At 43.4% G+C, this 19,555-nt stretch carries 23 protein-coding genes; 13 read left to right on the top strand and 10 right to left on the bottom strand.

Annotated elements, in window-relative coordinates; genetic code table 11:
* On the bottom strand, positions 1-240 hold the full coding sequence (locus B3014_RS05760) for a DUF2798 domain-containing protein (protein ID WP_289243605.1): 240 nt from the start codon (positions 238-240) through the stop codon (positions 1-3).
* 128 nt (positions 241-368) lie between these two features.
* Between B3014_RS05760 and B3014_RS05755 the strand changes: the two genes are divergently transcribed.
* A complete protein-coding gene (locus B3014_RS05755) occupies positions 369-1,289 on the top strand; it encodes a LysR family transcriptional regulator (protein WP_289243606.1) in 921 nt (306 codons plus the stop codon).
* Positions 1,290-1,405: 116 nt separating this feature from the next.
* Here the strand turns inward: B3014_RS05755 and B3014_RS05750 are convergent, their stop codons facing one another.
* The 5 genes from B3014_RS05750 to gpmI are packed head-to-tail and all read right to left on the bottom strand — an operon-like array spanning position 1,406 to position 6,821.
* Positions 1,406-2,203 carry a response regulator gene (locus B3014_RS05750; protein ID WP_286305934.1) on the bottom strand — a complete coding sequence of 266 codons (798 nt, stop codon included), beginning with the start codon at positions 2,201-2,203 and terminating at the stop codon, positions 1,406-1,408.
* A gap of 5 nt (positions 2,204-2,208) precedes the next feature.
* Positions 2,209-2,763 carry a DJ-1 family glyoxalase III gene (locus tag B3014_RS05745; protein WP_289243607.1) on the bottom strand — a complete coding sequence of 185 codons (555 nt, stop codon included), beginning with the start codon at positions 2,761-2,763 and terminating at the stop codon, positions 2,209-2,211.
* 10 nt (positions 2,764-2,773) lie between these two features.
* Complete coding sequence (locus B3014_RS05740) at positions 2,774-4,087, bottom strand: S41 family peptidase (RefSeq protein WP_289243608.1); 1,314 nt, start codon at positions 4,085-4,087, stop codon at positions 2,774-2,776.
* Positions 4,088-4,113: 26 nt separating this feature from the next.
* Positions 4,114-5,280: a murein hydrolase activator EnvC family protein gene (locus B3014_RS05735; RefSeq protein ID WP_289243609.1), complete on the bottom strand. Its 1,167-nt coding sequence runs from the start codon at positions 5,278-5,280 to the stop codon at positions 4,114-4,116.
* A gap of 8 nt (positions 5,281-5,288) precedes the next feature.
* Positions 5,289-6,821, bottom strand: a complete 1,533-nt coding sequence (gene gpmI / locus B3014_RS05730) for a 2,3-bisphosphoglycerate-independent phosphoglycerate mutase (protein ID WP_289243610.1) — start codon at positions 6,819-6,821, stop codon at positions 5,289-5,291.
* A gap of 58 nt (positions 6,822-6,879) precedes the next feature.
* Between gpmI and B3014_RS05725 the strand changes: the two genes are divergently transcribed.
* The 6 genes from B3014_RS05725 to B3014_RS05700 are packed head-to-tail and all read left to right on the top strand — an operon-like array spanning position 6,880 to position 10,463.
* Positions 6,880-7,278, top strand: coding sequence for an ArsR/SmtB family transcription factor (locus B3014_RS05725; RefSeq protein ID WP_414673369.1), 399 nt, complete (start codon positions 6,880-6,882; stop codon positions 7,276-7,278).
* Between the two features lie 30 nt (positions 7,279-7,308).
* Positions 7,309-7,728 (top strand): rhodanese-like domain-containing protein, encoded by a 420-nt coding sequence (locus B3014_RS05720; RefSeq protein ID WP_286305929.1) that lies wholly within the window; start codon positions 7,309-7,311, stop codon positions 7,726-7,728.
* Positions 7,729-7,754: 26 nt separating this feature from the next.
* Complete coding sequence (gene grxC, locus B3014_RS05715; RefSeq protein ID WP_343749747.1) at positions 7,755-8,012, top strand: glutaredoxin 3; 258 nt, start codon at positions 7,755-7,757, stop codon at positions 8,010-8,012.
* A gap of 17 nt (positions 8,013-8,029) precedes the next feature.
* Positions 8,030-8,521 carry a protein-export chaperone SecB gene (gene secB / locus B3014_RS05710; RefSeq protein ID WP_286305928.1) on the top strand — a complete coding sequence of 164 codons (492 nt, stop codon included), beginning with the start codon at positions 8,030-8,032 and terminating at the stop codon, positions 8,519-8,521.
* A gap of 16 nt (positions 8,522-8,537) precedes the next feature.
* Positions 8,538-9,578 carry an NAD(P)H-dependent glycerol-3-phosphate dehydrogenase gene (locus B3014_RS05705; RefSeq protein ID WP_289243611.1) on the top strand — a complete coding sequence of 347 codons (1,041 nt, stop codon included), beginning with the start codon at positions 8,538-8,540 and terminating at the stop codon, positions 9,576-9,578.
* 15 nt (positions 9,579-9,593) lie between these two features.
* Positions 9,594-10,463, top strand: a complete 870-nt coding sequence (locus tag B3014_RS05700) for a hypothetical protein (protein WP_289243612.1) — start codon at positions 9,594-9,596, stop codon at positions 10,461-10,463.
* Positions 10,464-10,524: 61 nt separating this feature from the next.
* Here the strand turns inward: B3014_RS05700 and B3014_RS05695 are convergent, their stop codons facing one another.
* On the bottom strand, positions 10,525-11,700 hold the full coding sequence (locus B3014_RS05695; RefSeq protein ID WP_289243613.1) for a class I SAM-dependent methyltransferase: 1,176 nt from the start codon (positions 11,698-11,700) through the stop codon (positions 10,525-10,527).
* Between the two features lie 13 nt (positions 11,701-11,713).
* Here B3014_RS05695 and B3014_RS05690 point away from each other — a divergent pair, with 13 nt between their 5' ends.
* Positions 11,714-12,433: an SDR family NAD(P)-dependent oxidoreductase gene (locus tag B3014_RS05690; protein ID WP_289243614.1), complete on the top strand. Its 720-nt coding sequence runs from the start codon at positions 11,714-11,716 to the stop codon at positions 12,431-12,433.
* Here B3014_RS05690 and folK read toward each other — a convergent pair.
* Together folK and folB are read right to left on the bottom strand one after the other, a co-directional pair.
* Positions 12,392-12,898, bottom strand: a complete 507-nt coding sequence (gene folK, locus B3014_RS05685; protein WP_286305923.1) for a 2-amino-4-hydroxy-6-hydroxymethyldihydropteridine diphosphokinase — start codon at positions 12,896-12,898, stop codon at positions 12,392-12,394. The two genes, B3014_RS05690 and folK, sit on opposite strands and share 42 nt — an antisense overlap.
* Entirely contained in the window at positions 12,898-13,248 is a 351-nt protein-coding gene (folB, locus tag B3014_RS05680; RefSeq protein ID WP_286305922.1) for a dihydroneopterin aldolase, read from the bottom strand. The genes folK and folB overlap by 1 nt, the downstream gene beginning before the upstream one ends.
* 79 nt (positions 13,249-13,327) lie before the next feature.
* Here folB and plsY point away from each other — a divergent pair, with 79 nt between their 5' ends.
* The gene (gene plsY, locus B3014_RS05675; protein ID WP_289243615.1) at positions 13,328-13,924 is read left to right on the top strand and encodes a glycerol-3-phosphate 1-O-acyltransferase PlsY; all 597 of its coding nucleotides are present in this window, start codon (positions 13,328-13,330) and stop codon (positions 13,922-13,924) included.
* A 1-nt stretch (position 13,925) separates the two neighbouring features.
* Here plsY and tsaD read toward each other — a convergent pair whose 3' ends face one another.
* Entirely contained in the window at positions 13,926-14,933 is a 1,008-nt protein-coding gene (gene tsaD, locus B3014_RS05670; RefSeq protein ID WP_289243771.1) for a tRNA (adenosine(37)-N6)-threonylcarbamoyltransferase complex transferase subunit TsaD, read from the bottom strand.
* Between the two features lie 141 nt (positions 14,934-15,074).
* On the opposite strand from tsaD, the gene rpsU reads away from it, so the two are divergent.
* The 4 genes from rpsU to rpoD all read left to right on the top strand — a co-directional run bounded on the left by rpsU (position 15,075) and on the right by rpoD (position 19,507).
* Positions 15,075-15,290, top strand: a complete 216-nt coding sequence (gene rpsU, locus B3014_RS05665; RefSeq protein ID WP_007144284.1) for a 30S ribosomal protein S21 — start codon at positions 15,075-15,077, stop codon at positions 15,288-15,290.
* A 29-nt stretch (positions 15,291-15,319) separates the two neighbouring features.
* Entirely contained in the window at positions 15,320-15,781 is a 462-nt protein-coding gene (locus B3014_RS05660) for a GatB/YqeY domain-containing protein (RefSeq protein ID WP_289243616.1), read from the top strand.
* A gap of 70 nt (positions 15,782-15,851) precedes the next feature.
* The gene (gene dnaG / locus B3014_RS05655) at positions 15,852-17,573 is read left to right on the top strand and encodes a DNA primase (protein ID WP_289243617.1); all 1,722 of its coding nucleotides are present in this window, start codon (positions 15,852-15,854) and stop codon (positions 17,571-17,573) included.
* 89 nt (positions 17,574-17,662) lie between these two features.
* Positions 17,663-19,507 (top strand): RNA polymerase sigma factor RpoD, encoded by a 1,845-nt coding sequence (gene rpoD, locus B3014_RS05650; RefSeq protein ID WP_289243618.1) that lies wholly within the window; start codon positions 17,663-17,665, stop codon positions 19,505-19,507.
* The last annotated feature ends 48 nt before the right edge of the window (positions 19,508-19,555 follow it).

The raw sequence follows: 19,555 nt of genomic DNA, 5'->3' as shown, positions 1-19,555 counted from the left end.
TTAGGCCATATGCACGGTTTTTTTCACCAGAAGAGCCACAAAAGGTCTAACAATAAGAATACAAATAAAGGCGGCGGGCATGGCAACTTTGTATGCGTTTAGGGCATCACTGATGTAGTGTGAGGATAGGCCCTGATTAACGCCAGTAATAATTAAGCACATTAAGAAGGCCATAATACCTGCCATATAAAGTGCAAAAACATACGACGTGAGTTTAACGGGTAATTTTTTTGTATTCATTAATTAACTCCTCTTAAGCAATGTGAGCAGTTTAGTCTTGCTATTGTTAAGTTTGTAGTGCATATAAACTAATTGTACTGTTAAGCTAAGCTTATTAATTTTTCATTATTATTGTTGGTAAAGTACAAATGGACACAATGCGTGGCGTTGAGAGTTTTGTCAGATCGGTCGAGTTAGGTAGTCTTGCCGCGGCATCAAGAAGACTTGGCATAAGTGCCGCAGCGGTCAGCCAAAATATTGCACGCTTAGAGTCATCTCTTGGTACACGTTTATTGACCAGAACAACAAGAAGTCTGGCATTGACCGATACTGGTGAGGTGTATTACCAGCGTGTTAAGGGTTTATTGCAGGAAATGGAGTTGGCAGCTGAGGCCGTTTCATACGTAGAAGGCAAGGTGTCTGGAAGACTAAAAATAGCCTGCTCAGCTGCATTTGCACGACATGTTCTCGCTCCCCTCCTCCCCATATTTTATGAACAATATCCGGATTTGAGTATAGAGCTGATTGCCAGTGACAGACATGTCGATCATCGACAGGAAGGTATTGATGTCAGCATCAGAATACGTGAGCAGTTAGATGACAGTCTGGTGGCGAACAGACTCACCACGGTTCCGTTAGTTTATTGTGCGTCGCCAGAGTATCTGAATAAAAACGGTATACCGGATTCCATCGCTGAATTACGTCAGCATAGATGTTTGTTATTTAAGATACCTGTTGATGAGAAAATTGTAGGCTGGTCATTTTTACGGCATGGGCAACGCTTTCAGCCTGAAGTGAGAACAGCCATGGTTTGTGATGATATCGATATGTTGGCTAATATCACACTCGCTGGAGGCGGTATTGCTAGAATCGCCGCTTTTGTTGTGACTCAACATGTGGCGGAAGGCAGGCTTATTTCTTTATTTGAGGAGGGAAGTCATACAGAGCTTCATGGTGAGCCTGAGCCATTAGACTATTATTTTTGTGTCGCTGATGGTTTTGCTAAAACATTAAAAGTGAGGGTTCTGCAGGAGTTTTTGCATCAGAATTTACCGACCAACTGGCTATAATAGGTGGGTGCGAATAAGTTATTCCTCTTATCAGACAGAGCTGAACAGTGTAATCAGCTAAAAAAACGAACTATGATGATAGGCTTGATATCAAGCAATGTAGCGACAAAATTCTTTTATGAGTCAAGTAAACGGAATAACATTTCGCGAATGGTATGCGGCTCGAAAGGTTTGTTGAGAATGGCTGAGACTCCGGCCTGCTCGACCTGCCCTAATCGTGCTTCATTATTTTCGGTGGTGAGTATCATGATGGGGATAGCGTCATTACCCATATCATTTCTGATGTATTGTACTAATTCATGCCCATCCATTTCCGGCATATTCAAATCAGTCACAATGAGGTCATAATGGTTTTCATTGATCTTATCTAATGCTTTGCGGCCATTTTCGGCATCATCAATATGTAAGATCCCCATCGTACTAAAAATACGCATAATGTGATTACGCGATGTCAGGCTGTCATCTACCACCAACAAACTGAGTTCACTCACATCATAGCTTTCAAGAGTAATCTCTTCCGGATCAATGATATCGAGTGTGGCTCTGATAGCACGTTGTAGATCTTTATGATCGAAGGGTTTAGGTAGAATGGCAATCACACCAGCTTGCCTAACGGGTTCAAGTGCCGCATGCCCTTTTTCACTTGAGATCAGCATATAGGACATATTCAGTTGAGGGTGTTTGTGTATAACGGTCTCTATAAGCTCATTGGCAGTCATATCCGGTAAATACATGGCGGTAATGACCAGATCTGGCGGATATTTATCAATAAAGTCTAATGCTTCTTTACCGCTGCTGACACCATCAATTTTATGCACACCCTCTTCATGCAGATGACGCATAATCAGTTTGAGCTGCATGGCTGATGGTTCAACCAGAAGAATAGACAAATCGTTAGCTGTAAGTAAGGCCATAGGTTTTACTTTCTTACCAAATCTTGTTCAACGGTATGTCGAGTTTGATGGTTTGTCATAACTTCAATAAGGGTTAAGGCAAAATCCATCGCTGTACCAGGTCCTTTTGAAGTAATTATTCTGTCATCGACGATAACAGACTCATCGGAAAGTGATATTTCAGGCCACTCTTCTTGCTTTATTGCTCCCGGATAGCAAGTGGCTTTATGCTGATTGAGGATTTTAGCATGAGCTAGTACCAGCGGAGCAGCACAAATGGCAGCGATGTGTTTATTAGCATTTAACTGCTTTTGTAATAACACTGAAATACGGGAGTCTTGATTAAGATTGTTTGTGCCGGGCTGTCCGCCCGGCAAAACAATCATGTCAAAATCAGCGTTAACCATATCCTCAAGTAAATGGTCAGCAAACAGAACAATCTGTCTACTGCCTGTAACCTGATGTCGCTGGCTAAGGCTAGCCGTTACTACATTGATCTCTGCTCTTCTCAGTAGATCGATAACGGTAACCGCTTCAATCTCTTCAAAACCCTCGGCGAGAGGTACCAATACAGTAGACATAAGCTATCCTTTATTTTTTAAGGATGGTCATTCCCTTCAACAAATTAAGTGCTTGAGATAAAGCATAATCAGAGACTTCTAGCGGCTGTTCTTTCTCGTTATCAGCCGGGTTCTGTTTCGCATCGGTCTCTTCTTCTTCATCACCATTCATCAGATGATGTGCTAAATCACGCTCACGAAGAGGCGTAAACTCTGCATCTTCGATGGCTGAAATATGTACGGGTTTAAGTTCAATATCAGGCACAATACCTTCTGCTTGAATAGAGCGACCTGATGGCGTGTAATAGCGAGCAGTCGTCATCTTCACGGCTGTGTCATTGGTAAGAGGCATCACTGTTTGGACAGAGCCTTTACCGAAGGTTTTTGTTCCCATAATGACGGCACGGTCATGATCCTGTAAGGCACCAGCCACAATCTCAGAAGCGGAAGCAGAGCCGCCGTTGACTAAGACAACGAGTGGCGCGCTTTTCAACATATCGTCTGGTGTCGCATGGAATTTCTGATCTGAGTCTGCAATACGACCTTCGGTATAAACAATAAGGCCTTTTTCTATGAAAGCATCAGAAACTTCAACGGCGGCATCTAATACGCCACCTGGATTGTTACGTAAATCCAGAACCAGTCCGTTTAAGGTGCCATTATTTTCTTTTTTCAGGTCAGAAATAGCTTCTCTTAAGCTTTCACCCGTTCGAGACTGGAAGGTAGAAATCCGAACATATGCATAACCGGGTTCCAACATTCTTTTCTTAACACTCTCCACTTTGATAATGGCACGAGTGATATTAATTTTTAGCGGTGTATCTTCGCCTTCACGAATGACGGTTAGCATCAGATCCGTACCAGGTTTGCCGCGCATGATGTCAACGGCATCGTTCAGTGTCATTCCTTTAACTGGCGTATCATCAAGACGAATAATTAAATCACCTGGCTTGATACCGGCTTTAGCTGCAGGGGTATCATCAATAGGTGTCACTACTTTGACAAAGCCATCTTCCATACTGACTTCGATACCTAAACCACCGAACTCGCCAGAGGTGCCTTCACGTAACTCTTTGAACTGATCTTTATCCAGGTATGTCGAGTGTGGATCCAGACCAGAAAGCATGCCGCGAATGGCATTTTCTAATAATTGTTTATCTTCTACTGGCTCTACATAACTGCTTTTTATTCTGCCAAAAATCTCAGAAAAAGTTCGCAAGTCTTCAAGAGGTAGATCGGGTTTAGTGGCTTCCCTGTCAGCAAAAACCATTTGGCCAAATACGAGGGTGGCACCTAAAATTACGCCGCTGGTAATTAAGCCGAAATCACGTTTAAACAAACTCATATTCCTTCCTTAATCGATAAGACTTGTCAGCCTTGTTTTCCCAACCATTTTAATGGATTTGTTGGGCTGCCTCGGTGACGAATTTCAAAATATAGGCCGGAAAGGCCGCGAATTCCTTGTTCGCCTGACTGTGCTATAACATCGCCGGCCTTAACATATTCACCGACATCTCTCAGTAGTGATTCATTGTTGCCATAGAGGGTCATGTATTTATCACCGTGATCAATGATGATTAACAGACCAAACCCTCTCAACCAGTCAGCAAAGACAATGGTGCCGGCTGCTGTGGCTTTGACATCATTTCCAGTTGGTGACGCAATGACGATACCTTGCCACTTGAGTTTACCAAGATTTCTCGAGCTACCATAGCGGGCAAGTATTTTTCCACTCACTGGCCAATCTAGTTTACCTGTCAGACGTGAAAAAGGTGTGTTTGGTTTCACAGCCGTGAGTTTCTTGCCTGGCTTGGGTGCCGGTGGTGTTGGTGTAGACTTTTTACTCAGTGAATTGAGTAGCTGTTGTAGGTTTTTTTCTTCTTCTTTTAAAGAGGCTAAACGACTATCTTGGCTGGAGATGCTTTTATCTAGCGCGACCAATGTCGCTTTTCTTTGTTCGGTTTGTTGCTGAAGCTCAGTTTGCTTAGAACGCTGTTGCGTTAGCATGTTTTCCAGTGACTGTTGAGCAAGCAATACTTCACGTTGCTCATTGTTAAGCTTGGTTAGCAGTTGGTGAATATTATGTAGCTCTTGCTGTCTGGCCTGATGGAAATAGCGAAAATACGTACTGCCTCGACTCAGAGTAGAAATATCTTTCTGATTAAGTAAGAGTTCAAGATAACTGGGTTCGGCATGAATAAAAGCGGTGCGTATCTGACTATAAAGGGCATCTAGTTGTTGTTTTTGTTCTTTTTCTTTAATGCCCATTTCCTGACGTAAGGCCTCAACCTCTTTATGTTTATTGTCTATTTGGGTTTCGATATTTCGCAGCTGTTTGTTCAGTTCAGAAACTTGTCGGCTCTGTTTTTTTAATTTCTCGAACAGAGCTTCCCTGTCAGCCTTCTTTGCCGAGAGATCGCTATTTAGGGATTTTATTTCATCACGAACGTCATCTAAGCGTGACGCTGAATCTGTCTCAGCATGAACACTGAAACAGATCAGCAGGCTTAAGCTCGCCAGTAAGATCTTTAATGTCACGTTTTTGTTTACTTGGGCACAACTAATCGTTTTTTATTCATTTCATCAGGGATTGTCAGTCCCATCAAAGACAACATCGTTGGCGCGATATCAGACAAGGTGCCCCCATCAACACAGTCGGCTTCACGACCCGCGAATAATAACGGAACAACGTTGTTTGTATGGGCGGTGTGAGGCTGCCCCGTCTCATGATTGACCATGCGCTCGGCGTTTCCATGGTCAGCGGTTACCAGCATTTCACCGCCGACTTTTTCTATTGCTGACCAGATTTTACCCAAACTGCCATCCAGTGTTTCGATGGCCTTTACCGCTGCATCAAAATTACCGGTATGGCCTACCATGTCAGCGTTGGCGAAGTTACAGATGATGACATCGTATTTTTCGCTGTTAATGGCTTCGACCAGTTTTTCAGTGACTTCGGGTGCATTCATTTCAGGTTGTTGATCATAGGTATCCACTTTAGGTGATGGGATGAGTATACGGTCCTCACCCTCATAAGGTGCATCCTGACCACCGTTGAAGAAAAATGTCACATGTGCGTATTTTTCTGTTTCGGCAATACGTAGTTGAGTTTTACCCTGAGCCGATAAATATTCCCCCAAGATGTTATGTAACTTTTCTGTGGGGAAGGCGATAGGTGCGGTAAAGTCTTTTTTGTATTCTGTTAGCGTGACAAAATCTGCTAATTCGATGTGTCGTGGTCGTGTAAAACCTGAAAATTCAGGATTGATGAAACATTCTGTTAATTCGCGGGCACGATCTGAACGGAAGTTCATAAAGATGATGCTGTCACCATCATTCACTTTCACTGGATCGCCAATGGTAGTGGCTTTAACAAACTCATCGGTCTCTTCTCGTTCATAAGCCGCCTGCAGGGCTTCGATGCCTGTTGCTGCCTGATACTGACCCTTACCTTCAGTGATGAGTTGATAAGCTTCTTCGACACGATTCCAGCGATTATCCCTGTCCATGGCGTAGAATCGACCGATAACTGTAGCAAGTCTTCCGGCGCCTGATGTTTTAAAACTGTCCTCAAGTTTTTCAATAGCCGTGTGAGCGCTTTTCGGCGGTGTATCGCGTCCATCGAGGAAGGCATGGACGTAAATGTTTTTAGCACCCTGCTTCGCGGCTAGTTCGACCATCGCATGAAGATGTTGTTCGTGACTGTGAACACCACCGTCAGACAGTAAGCCAAAGATATGTATCGCGTTATCCGTTTTTTTTGCTTTTTCTACGGCACCAATCAAAACACGATTGTTAAAAAACTCACCATTCTTGATTGCCAGACTAATACGGGTAAATTCCTGATAAACCACGCGCCCCGCGCCCAAGTTTAAATGACCGACTTCAGAATTACCCATTTGATCGCCTGGCAGCCCCACACCCTCCCCTGAGGCATTGATTAATGTGTGTGGATAGTTTTTCCACATATCATCCCAGTTTGGGGTATCTGCTGCGAGAATAGCATTGTTTTCTGCGGATTCGCTGTAGCCCCATCCATCGAAGATGATGAGCGCCAGAGGTCTGTGTGTTTGAGTCATTGATTAGTCCTTAAAGCGAATGGTGGTCTGGCTCTCTGCTGACTCACCGTTGTCTTGTATGTCATTAAGAATTGATGCCGTGTATTATATGGTGTTTTGTGATGAAATACAGTCACGGGTACTGACGGGCAAAATTGTGGCACAAGCTTTAAACATGGATTCTATCGCGATTGATAATGATATCGAGCGTGCTGCATTTGCACTGAAAGCGATGTCTCATCCTCTTCGTTTGAAGATTCTCTGCGCGATTGGAGAAAATGAATTATCTGTTCAGGATATCGTAGAGCATGTTGGCACGACACAAAGTAACGTCTCACAGCATTTGGCAAAATTGCGTGAAAAAGAGATTCTCATGTCTCGTCGCGACGCTAATCGCATTTATTATCGTGTAAACGATGAACGAACGCTTCGTTTGATTGAGATGATGCGTGAAGTATTCTGTTCTGCAAAAAATTAATCTAATTTTAAGACAGCTTTAAGGGTTGATATGGAAAATTTGGGCGAGTTTATTGTTAATCATTGGATTTTAAGCACGGCATGGATTGTATTAGCTTGGTTAGTTTTTTCCGATGCAATTAATCGTAAACTGACAGGATTACATCCGCTTGATGTGAACCAGTCAGTCCGACTAGTCAATCAGTACAAAGGTAAGTTTGTTGATGTGCGAGAACCGGAAGAGTTTGAAAAAGGGCATATCGCTGACTCAGTAAACCTCCCGCTCTCCAAGTTGGATGAAGAAATCAGTAAGCTAAAAAATAAGTCGCAACCATTAGTCATTGTATGTGCCAGTGGTCAACGTGCAAAAAATGCTGCTAAAAAGTTCAAATCGAATGACTTCGAAGAAGTCTATGTGATGACTGGCGGCATTAATGGGTGGAAAGAGGCAAAATTACCCCTCTTTAGTTAATTAAACAAAATGGCAGGATTTTTATTGTGGCAAAAGTAATCGTTTATTCTTCCGCTCACTGTCCCTACTGTGTGATGGCAAAGCAACTGCTGGAGCGTAAAGGCGTTAAGTACGACGAAATTCGTGTGGATCTTGATCCCTCTAAAAGAGAAGAGATGATGAAAAAGAGCCAACAAAGAACCGTGCCACAGATATTTATCAATAATAAAGCCATAGGCGGCTACACTGATTTAGTTGCGATTGATCGCAGCAAAGAGTTAGATAGCCTCCTGGCGCAATCTTAAAACAAGAAGGAATAGAGATGGCTGAAGAAAATACAGCAGCAGGTGAAGAGCAGCAAAAACCACGTTTTGTGATTCAAAAAATTTACACAAAAGATGTGTCTTTTGAGTCACCTAATTCACCAGAAATTTTCCGTGAGGAATGGCGTCCGCAATTGGATTTGCAGCTAGGTAATGAATACAACCGTATCGACGATGATACACATGAAATTATTTTGTCAGTTACTGTCACAGCAAAAGTAGGTGATAAGACGGCATTTCTTGTTGAAGTCAAACAAGCTGGTATTTTTACTTTAACGGGCTACACCACAGAAGAAATGGGACCATTAGTCGGCAGCTATTGTCCGAATACCCTTTTCCCTTTCGTCAGAGAAGTCGTTTCTGATCTGGTGACCAAAGGTGGCTTCCCACAACTTGTCTTAGCGCCAGTAAATTTTGATGCGATGTACTTGCACCAGAAAGAACAGGTAGAAAGACAAGCCCGCGAAGCAAAATCAAACACCACTCACTAAGACTTGGGTAGCGGCTGTGGCAGAACAGGCCAATTTAACACCAACATTAGTTATAGGTGCCGGTGCCTGGGGAACGGCATTGGCGATGGCGATGGCCAGAAATGGTCATCAGACCTGGTTATGGGGACGTGATAAACAACATCGTTCGGAGATGACGTCGTCGCGTGAGAATACGCGTTATTTACCAGGTCAAGCTTTTCCTGAGGCCTTATCCATTGTTGATGATCTCGATACAGCCATACGTGATTGTCGACATGTACTAGTTTCTGTTCCCAGTAAAGCGTTTGTTGAAAGCTTGTATATGATCAAGCCAAGGCTTGGAGAGACAACGCCAGTTAGTTGGGCGACCAAAGGGTTGGCTCCAGATACGGGTGAGTTGCTCTATGATGTTGCTCGTTCGGTATTAGGTGAAAGTCATCCTTTGGCTGTCATATCCGGTCCATCCTTTGCTGCAGAAGTTGCCGCTAATCTTCCTACTGCCTTTACTGTTGCGTCGGAAGAGGGGCATTTTGCTGAGCAATTGGCGGGACTATTTCACTCTTCAACACTACGTGTGTACACAACTTATGATGTGTTGGGAGTACAGATTGGCGGCACAGTGAAAAATGTATTAGCGATCAGCGCAGGTATTTCTGATGGTTTAGGCTTTGGGGCCAATGCCCGAGCAGCATTGATTACACGAGGTATGGCGGAGATAAGACGTTTAGCCGCAGCACTAGGGGCTGAAACTGAAACACTGTTTGGCTTGTCTGGAATTGGTGATTTAATTTTAACCTGTACGGATGACCAAAGTCGTAACCGCCAATTAGGTTTGGCGATAGGAAGAGGACTCAGTGTTGAAGATGCTGTTCAAGCTGTAGGTAAAACGGTAGAAGGCATGCATGCTGCCAAAGAGGTCATGATAAGAGCTCGACAAGCTAAAGTTGAAATGCCGATAGTGGAACAAGTATGCAAAATTTTGTTTGAAGGGTACGATCCACGAGAATCCGTTCAGACGTTGTTATGCAGAGAACAAAAAGCAGAACTCACACCTCCCGCTAATAAACGGGTTAACTAAAACGAGGAAGAATCTATGCGAGGCATTGTGAAGTACAGCACGGCAGTGACCGTTGCTTTAGCCCTGAGCCTGGGGCTGAGTGGTTGTGGTAACCCACTGAAAAAATCTGATGAAGTAGAAATTTCTACAGAGGGAAAAACCTTATTTGAAACAGGTTTGCAGTACGTTAAAATTGTCGATCGTGATGTGCCGGGTGTGGCTAACGACCATCCTTACTCAATATCTCCAGATACAATGCGTACGGTTTTAGAGTCTCTTTATGTAAATGAAAAAGTACTGTTCAACCAACGCCAAAACCCCTTGTTTTCACCTGCAGAGTTACAAATTCTGAGTAATGGCTTAGCGAATGGATTGAGCCGTGCGCAGCCAAATGAAGATGTGACTTTCGTGACGCTTGGTGTGCATCAGGGCATGATTGCGAAAGAGCGTCAAAGTGATAGTGGTCGTGTTTTCATGAGTGGTGGACGTTTAAACATCATCTTCGGTTTGTTGCATGAAGATTATCGTGACAAAGATCAATACACAGGTCAGGAAATTGACCGCCGTGTTAATCCTTTGCTGCCTGGTACAAGAAAGTTTGACTCAGAACCTGCTGTAAGAGTTGCTCTTGATAATGGTATGTCATATCACATTGATCATGAGACGGGTAAAGAAAGAACAGACTGGATTGAGATTGATATTCCTACAGTCTTACAAACCGTTGCAGAACGTCAAGCTGATTCAAAAGATGCACTCATCAGCCCAGAGTTGAAAGAAGATATTGCGCGTAATAAGCAAGAAACCAGCAATCTTCGCGATGATATGGCTAATATCAAAGAAGTGTTATTTGATATGAGTGAAAAAATGGATAAGTTACAAAAAGAACTGGAAGCGCTGAAGAAATAATTCCAGCGGTTTATTTTCTACTTTAAAAGGGGCCTTGTGCCCCTTTTTTTGTGCCTGTTTTTTAGAGTTGATAGCGCCTGTCACTTACTGAAAGTCGTGGCAGTGAATTAATGTTCTTTATCAGACTCAAGACTTTAAATTGCTGTCCCATTTGACCTGGCATCAATAACTGCTTTAAAGCCGCACTTTGTTGTAGCCAGTCAGCTGATGTCATTTCACTGTGGCACTTCGCCGCAATTGAGGTGATATCGCCTGCTATTAGAAAATCACTTTGTTCATGGAATCCGGCGACATCCAGATCTTGTTCCAAAGCAATGTCAGCAAGAGTTGAGAACTCAGTTTGTGTCGTGATGTCTTGCAGCCCAGGTAAAAAGAACGGGTCATCATTGATTTGATGACGAAAATAGCAACATAAGGTCCCCTGCTCTCTTTCTTCGCGGTAGAACTCTGTAAAGCTATAACCATAGTCAATAATAAAGATGGCGCCGGCTTTTAGTGATTGAGCCGTAGTGTGTAGCCATTGCTGTGCTGTTAAGTTGATTTCAGTCTCGTAATATTCAGTTGAAATAAAGGATTGAATACGCTCAGCTTGTTTTTGAAGATCAGCTTTCGTGATGGCCCTGTCTTGCCATGCGAACGCGTTATTATTCCAGCCAACATGACGTTCAAATAATTCATTATCTTTTATTTTTATAAGGTTAACTGGCATGGCATCACATACTTCATTGGCCACAATAACCCCTTCAAACTTTTCTGGCAGGCTATCCAACCAAATAAAGTGATCCATAAGTTCAGGGATATGTTGCTGCAGATAGGCCCGTTGCCGTTGTCGTAAATCTGCGCTGATTTCTAGAATGAAATAATACTCAGGTAACTGGTGCTGGCTTTTGAGATAAGTCATGATATCGGCGGCCAGCTGTCCCGATCCTGCCCCAAATTCGAGTATCTGCTTTTTTGTTAACTGTACCAACACGTCATGTATATGTGTGGCAATACTATAACCAAAGAAATGACTGATCTCTGGAGCTGTAGTGAAGTCACCATACTTGCCCAGTTTATGACTGCCTGCACTGTAGTATCCATAGCCTGGGGTATACAGACAAGCTTGCATATAATCAGAAAAAGGAATTGAACCAGCTTGAGAATAGATCTGTGTCTTTATGATTTCTTTTAACGCATCACTGTGCTGTTGCGCTTCGGGAGAAACAGTCGATAATGTATCTGGATTATTCATCATTAAGGAGCAGCAATTGCAACAGGTTGTATTGGTGACAGGTACGAGTCGTCGAGTGGGTTTGCATATGGCCAAACGATTCCATGAACAAGGTTGTAATGTATTAGCACATTATCGTACTGAGACGTCGGGTGTCCAAGAAATGCGTGACTTGGGTATCGAAACAGTGCAGGCCGATTTTTCGTCGACGGAAACAATAATGACCTTTATTGAGGATTGCCAACAACGTTGTGAGTCTATAAGAGCCGTTATCCATAATGCGTCTTCTTTTTCACCCACACCAGATGATTTAGCAAAAGCTGCTGAGCAGTATGAACAGTTTTTTTATGTGCACATGATGGCACCTTTTCTTATCAACGAAGGCTTGAAGAATAAGTTTCAGGGAGATGACAACAAACCTGCTGATATCGTGCATATTACCGATATCAACGTGGAAAATCCGACCACTCGTTTTGATACTTATGGCACGACTAAAGCTGGACTTCATAATATGATGCTGGTGTTGGCTAAAAAATACGCGCCAACGATAAAAGTCAATGCCGTTGCTCCCGGGCCTGTGCTATTCACCGAGTCACACTCTGATGAGGTGAGGCAACAGATGATGTCTGAAACCCCATTAGGCTGTGAAGGTGGCGCCGAACCAGTCTTTTTGGCGGTAAGAAGTTTGTTAGATAACCCTTTTCTGACCGGTGTATCAATCGCGGTGGATGGTGGTCGCCGACTCTCCAAACGATAAATGACCCACTTGGATAGCGGTGCCACTTTGAATGCTCTTCGTAATGGGCTTGTCAGCTAAGAATAAAAACAACTCGTCGATTAATGGATAGAGAAAATACTCATCTGTCACTTGTCTGGCAGGAGTATTCAGGTCATCCGGTACAGTCAGTGAGCAAAGAATATCTAAGTCGGCAGGTCGATCTTTATGTTTGCGATCAGGATCTGCTCGATCTCGTCCAAGTGTCGTTTCTATGTCGTTACAGATATCTTTCAGACTTTCTTTCGATATATCAGTCTCAATGAAAATTACAGCATTAAGGAAGTCATGCTGACTGTTCATTCCTACTGGAGGAATGTGTAATACCCGACTGATATCAAAACTCGCAAAATGTGCCAAGAGCTGGGCAATAATCTGAGAAAAATTCTCAAAAGGCGCAATATTGCAGCCTAATCCAAGCAGGTAGCCGTTTCTTTTCTTGTGCATTATTTGCTTCGTTCAATCACAATCCGCGCGGTGTTTTGCCCATGAAGAGCGACAGGTTTGCTCAGTGTCAGCTTGAGTTTTGGAATTGAAAATTCAGTGAGTAGCATCTGCGTAAGATCTTCAGCGAGTGTCTCAATGAGCTGATAGTCACTGGCTTTAACAAAGTTAACAATTTTTTGGGCGATCGCACCATAATCGAGAGTGTTACTGATATCGTCTGTTTCCGCAGCTTTACGAATATCCCAGTCCATTTCGAGATCAAAAGTCAGGGTCTGTTGGGTGTGTCTTTCCCAGTCGTAAATACCAATAATGGTATCGATTTTAAGGTCGTTAAGAAAAATTTTATCCATATCTCGATCTGTTAAAGGGTGGCAATCACTGATTCGCGACCTATAATGTCGCAACGTTTTTAAAAGGTAGCATCATATCATGCTTGAGACTTATACCTTACCCGTCATCTTATTGGTGGTCGCTTATCTTTTTGGTTCATTATCCAGTGCCATCATTCTCTGTAAACTGGCAGGCTTACCTGACCCGAGAACGCAGGGATCTGGCAACCCTGGAGCCACTAATGTGCTGCGTTTTGGAGGAAAGAAGCTTGCCGCTACCGTATTGCTGTTTGATGTTCTAAAAGGTGTCATTCCTGTTGCAGTGGCACATGCAGTCGGTCTTGAAATGGTATGGGTAGCGGGTACGGCATTCGCAGCCTTTTTAGGACATTTATTCCCCGTTTTCTTTGAGTTTAAGGGGGGTAAGGGAGTCGCGACAGCGTTGGGCGGTTTTATTGCTTTGTCCCCTGCTCTGGCTGCTGCAGGCTTAGCGACGTGGTTAATCATCTTTGCTGCGACACGAATATCATCGCTATCTGCCCTCGTGGCTGCTGGCTTAACACCCGTCTACAGCTTGTGGCTGATTGACAGTGTTAATGCACGTTGGATTATCTTGCTGACAGCACTGCTATTGATTGCCCGACATCATGGCAATATACGCCGTTTGCTCGCTAAAGAAGAATCTAAATCTGGTTAGTTTATGGTGGGCTGAGTTCATTCAGCGGCCAGCGAGGTCTGACAGTAAAACTTGGCACATCTTGATGTTTCATTGCCTCATGGCGCATGGCGCCTGCAAAAGCAATCATAGCGCCATTATCACTGCAAAATGCTTGTCGCGGATAAAACACTTCAACGCCCTTCATCGAGTCTAGTTTATGACGAAGCGCTTTATTGGCACTCACGCCTCCGGCCACCACTAAACGTTTATGCCCTGTTTGTTTGAGGGCTCTTTTACATTTGATAGCGAGGGTTTCGACAACGGCTGTCTGAAAAGCTAAAGCAATATCCGCTTTATCCTGTTCCGTTTGTTTTGTGTCCAGCCAGGTATTCATAGCAAATGTTTTTAAGCCACTGAAGCTAAAATCGAGGCCAGGTCGATTGGTCATCGGACGAGGAAAAACAAAGCGATCGGCAATACCTTGTTCGGCCTTGGCAGCCAGATAGGGGCCACCAGGATAATCCATCCCAAGTAGTTTGGCTGTTTTATCAAAAGCCTCGCCAACGGCATCGTCAATGGATTCACCCAGTAGCTCGTATTGGCCAACCCCTTTTACATCCACTAGCAAAGTATGACCACCTGACACGAGTAATGAGACAAAAGGAAAGGCTGGAGATGGTGTTTCGAGTAAAGGAGATAATAAATGCCCTTCCATGTGATTTATCGCTAAGGCAGGAATATTGAGAGCCCAGGCAAGGCTGCGACCTATCGCGGCGCCAACCAGTAATGCACCGGCTAAACCTGGTCCAGCCGTGTATGCAATGCCATCAATATCACTTCTGGATAATCCTGCCTCGGATAATACTTCTTCGATTAAAGGTAAGGTTTTACGAATATGATCTCTCGAAGCCAGCTCTGGGACGACACCACCATATTCGGCATGCATAGCTATTTGGCTAAATAAGCGATGAGCTAATAAACCTTTTTCAGTGTCGTAAATGGCGATACCTGTCTCGTCACAGGAAGATTCAATACCTAAAACACGCATTTTTTTACCTAAACTATATTGTGAGTAAACGTGAGTATTATGCCCTTTTTTATAAATAAAGTGATTTAACTGTTTGCTTTCCGGTAAATATTTCGTACAATTAGGGGTTTCCATACAAGAATTGTTTAGGGAGTTTTTTGAATGCCTGCAGTAAGAGTTAAAGAGAACGAACCATTTGACGTCGCTCTACGTCGTTTTAAACGTGCATGTGAAAAAGCTGGCACTGTTGCCGAAGCCCGTGCTCGTGAAGCTTATGAAAAACCAACAACTGTACGTAAACGTGCCGCAGCAGCAGCCGTAAAACGTCACCAGAAGAAACTGTCTCGCGAAAACGCAAGCCGTATCCGTCTTTACTAAAATCGTTATTCAGAGACAAGTCCAATACCATGCCTGCAGAAGCCAGCCCGTTAAAAGTTACTATTCAAGACAGCATAAAAGACGCTATGCGTGCGAAAGACAAAGAACGTCTTGCCGTGCTTCGTCAAATTTCAGCAGCGATTAAGCAAGTTGAAGTAGATAACCGGGTTGACCTTTCTGATGACGATATTGTTGTCATCCTGACTAAGATGAGCAAACAACGTCGTGAAGCATTAGAACAGTATGAAAATGCCTCTCGTGCAGATTTGGCGGATATCGAAAAAGCTGAACTTGCCGTTATTGAAGAGTTCATGCCTGAGCAGTTATCTGAAGAAGAGATTGCTCAAGAAATTCAAACAGCCATTGAAGAAGCTGATGCAAGCAGTATTAAAGACATGGGCGCAGTTATGAATGTGTTGCGACCAAAAATTCAAGGCCGTGCTGATATGGCCGCAGTCAGTGGAAAAGTAAAATCAGCGTTGAGCAATTAAAACAGCAACGCTGCCGTATCTCATAAGGTATGGTTAATATTTTCAATAAAATTCAGCCATAATACCAGATATGGCTGGTCAAATACCCCCACAATTCATTGATGAACTGCTAGCCCGGGTTGATATCGTAGATATCATAGATGCCCGGGTTGCTTTGAAAAAAGCAGGCAAGAATTTGCATGCCTGCTGTCCTTTTCATAATGAAAAAACTCCTTCGTTTACAGTGAGTCCGGAAAAGCAGTTTTATCATTGCTTTGGCTGTGGTGCACATGGCACAGCAATAGGATTTCTCATGGAATACGATCAACTTAGTTTTCCTGAAGCTATTCAGGAACTAGCTGATCATGTGGGGATGACTGTGCCGACCACACAAAATGTCTCGCAATCGCCGCAACAGAAAAACCTCTATGACTTGATGGATAAAGTCAGCCAATTTTACGTCCATCAGTTACAAACTCACCCCGACAGACAGCTTTTTGTGGATTATTTAAAGACCCGGGGGCTATCCAAAAACACAGTTGAAATGTTTGGCATCGGTATGGCGCCAGATGGTTGGGATAATGTTTTAAAAACCTTTGGTTCTTCTCAAGCACAAGTTAAGCAGCTTCTGGATGCCGGTTTGTTGATCAAAAATGATGCCGGACGGACCTACGATCGCTTTCGACATCGCCTTATGTTTCCAATTCGTGATCGCAGAGGCCGAGTTATTGGTTTTGGCGGTCGAGTATTAGATGATTCAACACCAAAATACCTTAACTCGCCTGAAACACCGATTTTTCATAAAGGAACAGAACTGTACGGCCTCTATCAGGCAAAAAAACAGAACCGTAAGCTTGAACGAGTACTCATTGTTGAAGGTTATATGGATGTTATTGCTTTGGCCGAACACGGTATTACAAATGCTGTTGCCACATTAGGTACTTCAACCACACCGGATCATTTAAAACAGTTATTAAGGGCCAGTCCTGAGGTGGTTTTTTGCTTCGATGGCGATCGTGCAGGTAGAGAAGCTGCCTGGAGAGCGGCGGAAAATGCATTACCTATGTTGGGTGGTAATCAGCAGCTGAAGTTTATGTTTTTGCCCGATGGTGAAGACCCCGATAGTATGGTGAGAAGGCATGGTGCAAATGCATTCGAGTCAGAAGTGCTACATGCCCAAAATTATTCAGATTTTTTCTTCACATGGTTAACCGAGAAGGTTGACCTCAGTTCAATGGATGGACGCGCTCGTCTGGTAGAAATCACAAAGCCATACCTGAAACATGTTCCAGCGGGGGTCTATAGGGATATGTTAGAACAACGTTTAGCGGAGTTAAGCCAAACTAATCTCGCTACATTAAACAGGCATATAGAGAAGCCCGCATCGAGACTGCAGAGAGCACCAAAGAAGCAAACATTAGCGACCATGACGCCATTAAGGCTAGCTATTAGCATTCTTCTGCAATATCCCATATTGGCGAGAGAGATTGATGACACAGCATCGATTAGTTCTCTTCAGTTACCAGGTGTGAATATTCTTAAAGAATTGCTTGAAACTCTTCATCAGTATCCCCATCTTACTACTGCGGCACTTCTAGAACGTTGGCGCGACAGGGAAAATGGTGCGCATCTTGAGAAGTTAGCGCTGCAAAGTTTGAGTTTGTCAGCTGATGAGCTCAAACACGAGTTGCTCGGTATATTTTCGCAACTACAAAAACAAGCTAAGGAACAACGACGAATTTATCTCGAGTCAAAACCGCTCAGTGAGTTAACCGAAGCAGAAAAAGCTGAGTTAAGGTTATCGCAGAAATAAATGTTTATGTTAATTTGATGCAATAAATTTGTCATTTCAGTATAATGAAGTGTTCACGTCTATAAGCGTCACAGGGTTAAAGGGGCTGCATGAAAGATCAACAATCACGCGTTAAGGAACTGATCGCCTTAGGTAAAGAACGTGGTTATCTCACCTATGGTGAGATTAATGATCATCTTCCAGAAGATTTGGTAGATGCTGATCAGGTCGAAGATATTGTCAGCATGTTTAGTGACCTCGGTATTATGGTCCACGAAGATGGCATGGATACCGATGAAATGGAGCGTCTTGCTGAAGCGGTTTCGTCGAACGACGAAGTCTCCGATGAAGAAGCTGCTGCTGTCCTAGCAAGCTCTGATGGCGAATTTGGTCGAACTACTGATCCAGTGCGTATGTATATGCGTGAAATGGGCTCGGTCGAACTGCTGACACGTGAAGGCGAAATTGTCATTGCCAAACGCATTGAAGCGGGCTTGCGTGAAAGCCTGATGATGCTCTCAACATATCCTGCATGTATTTCATCATTTTTAGAGCTGTATGACGCTGTAGAAGCAGGGGAAATGCGTCTGAATGAGCTAATAAAAGGCTTTGTTTCAGCAGAAGAGCTGGTAGAAGAGCAGGATGATCTCAGCGATACAGATGACGACTCAGACGATGATTCTGACAGCGATTCAGATGATGACGATGATGACGATAGTGTAGACAACGTCAGTGATGATGATGATTCAGGTGAAATCGATCCTGAAGAAGCGCGGGTTCGGTTTGAAGCATTAAAAGACAGCTTTAACGCCTATCTGAAAGCTGAAGATAAAGAAGCTGAGACGTTACGCGAACAGGCAAGTACTCAATTTATGGAGTTTAAACTCACTCCAAAAACATTGGCTTATCTCAATGTCTTAATGAGCGATACGGTCAACGAAATCCGTAATCAAGAAAGAATTATTATGGATATCGTAGTAGAGCAAGCTCGCATGAATCGTCGTGATTTTATTGATTCATTTCAAGGTAATGAGAGCAATGTTAACTGGGCTGACAAGCATATCAGAGCCAAAAAACATTACTCTTCTACCATTAAGAAGCATCACGACGAAATCATTGCTGCACAATCAGTTTTAGCTGAGATTGCAGAAAGTCGTGGCATGTCAATTTCTGAAATAAAAGAAATTTCACGCCAAATGTCGATTGCAGAGGCTAAAGCCCGCCGCGCGAAAAAAGAAATGGTTGAGGCGAACTTACGTCTGGTTATTTCTATTGCGAAAAAATATACAAACCGTGGCTTGCAGTTCTTGGACTTGATTCAGGAAGGTAATATTGGTTTGATGAAAGCCGTTGATAAATTTGAATATCAACGTGGTTATAAGTTCTCAACCTATGCAACCTGGTGGATCCGTCAGGCGATCACCCGCTCAATTGCCGACCAGGCACGCACTATTCGTATTCCTGTGCATATGATTGAGACAATCAATAAACTGAACCGTGTTGCCCGCCAAATGCTACAAGAGATGGGGCGTGAGCCGACACCGGATGAGTTAGCTGAACGTGTCGATATGCCTGAAGATAAAGTACGTAAAGTACTGAAGATATCTAAAGAGCCAATTTCGATGGAAACACCGATCGGTGATGATGAAGATTCACATTTAGGTGATTTTGTTGAAGATGTGAACGTGATTTCACCTTCAGATTCTGCGATAATAGAAGGCTTGCGTGAAGCGACTCAAGGCGTATTAAACGGCCTGACAGAGAGAGAAGCAAAAGTTTTACGTATGCGTTTTGGTATCGATATGAATACCGATCATACGCTTGAAGAAGTAGGCAAACAATTTGACGTCACACGTGAACGTATACGTCAGATTGAAGCGAAAGCATTACGTAAACTGCGCCATCCTTCACGTTCTGATCAATTACGAAGCTTCCTAGATTCAGAAGGTTCGTAAGCTAGTCAAAAGGGCCTATAGCTCAGTTGGTTAGAGCAGTGGACTCAT

It is taken from the genome of Methylophaga sp. UBA678 (genome assembly GCF_002299105.1).
In the GTDB taxonomy this organism is placed as follows: Bacteria; Pseudomonadota; Gammaproteobacteria; order Nitrosococcales; family Methylophagaceae; genus Methylophaga; species Methylophaga marina.
Note: the sequence above shows the minus strand (reverse complement) of the source record. Positions and strands in the feature narration are given on the sequence as shown.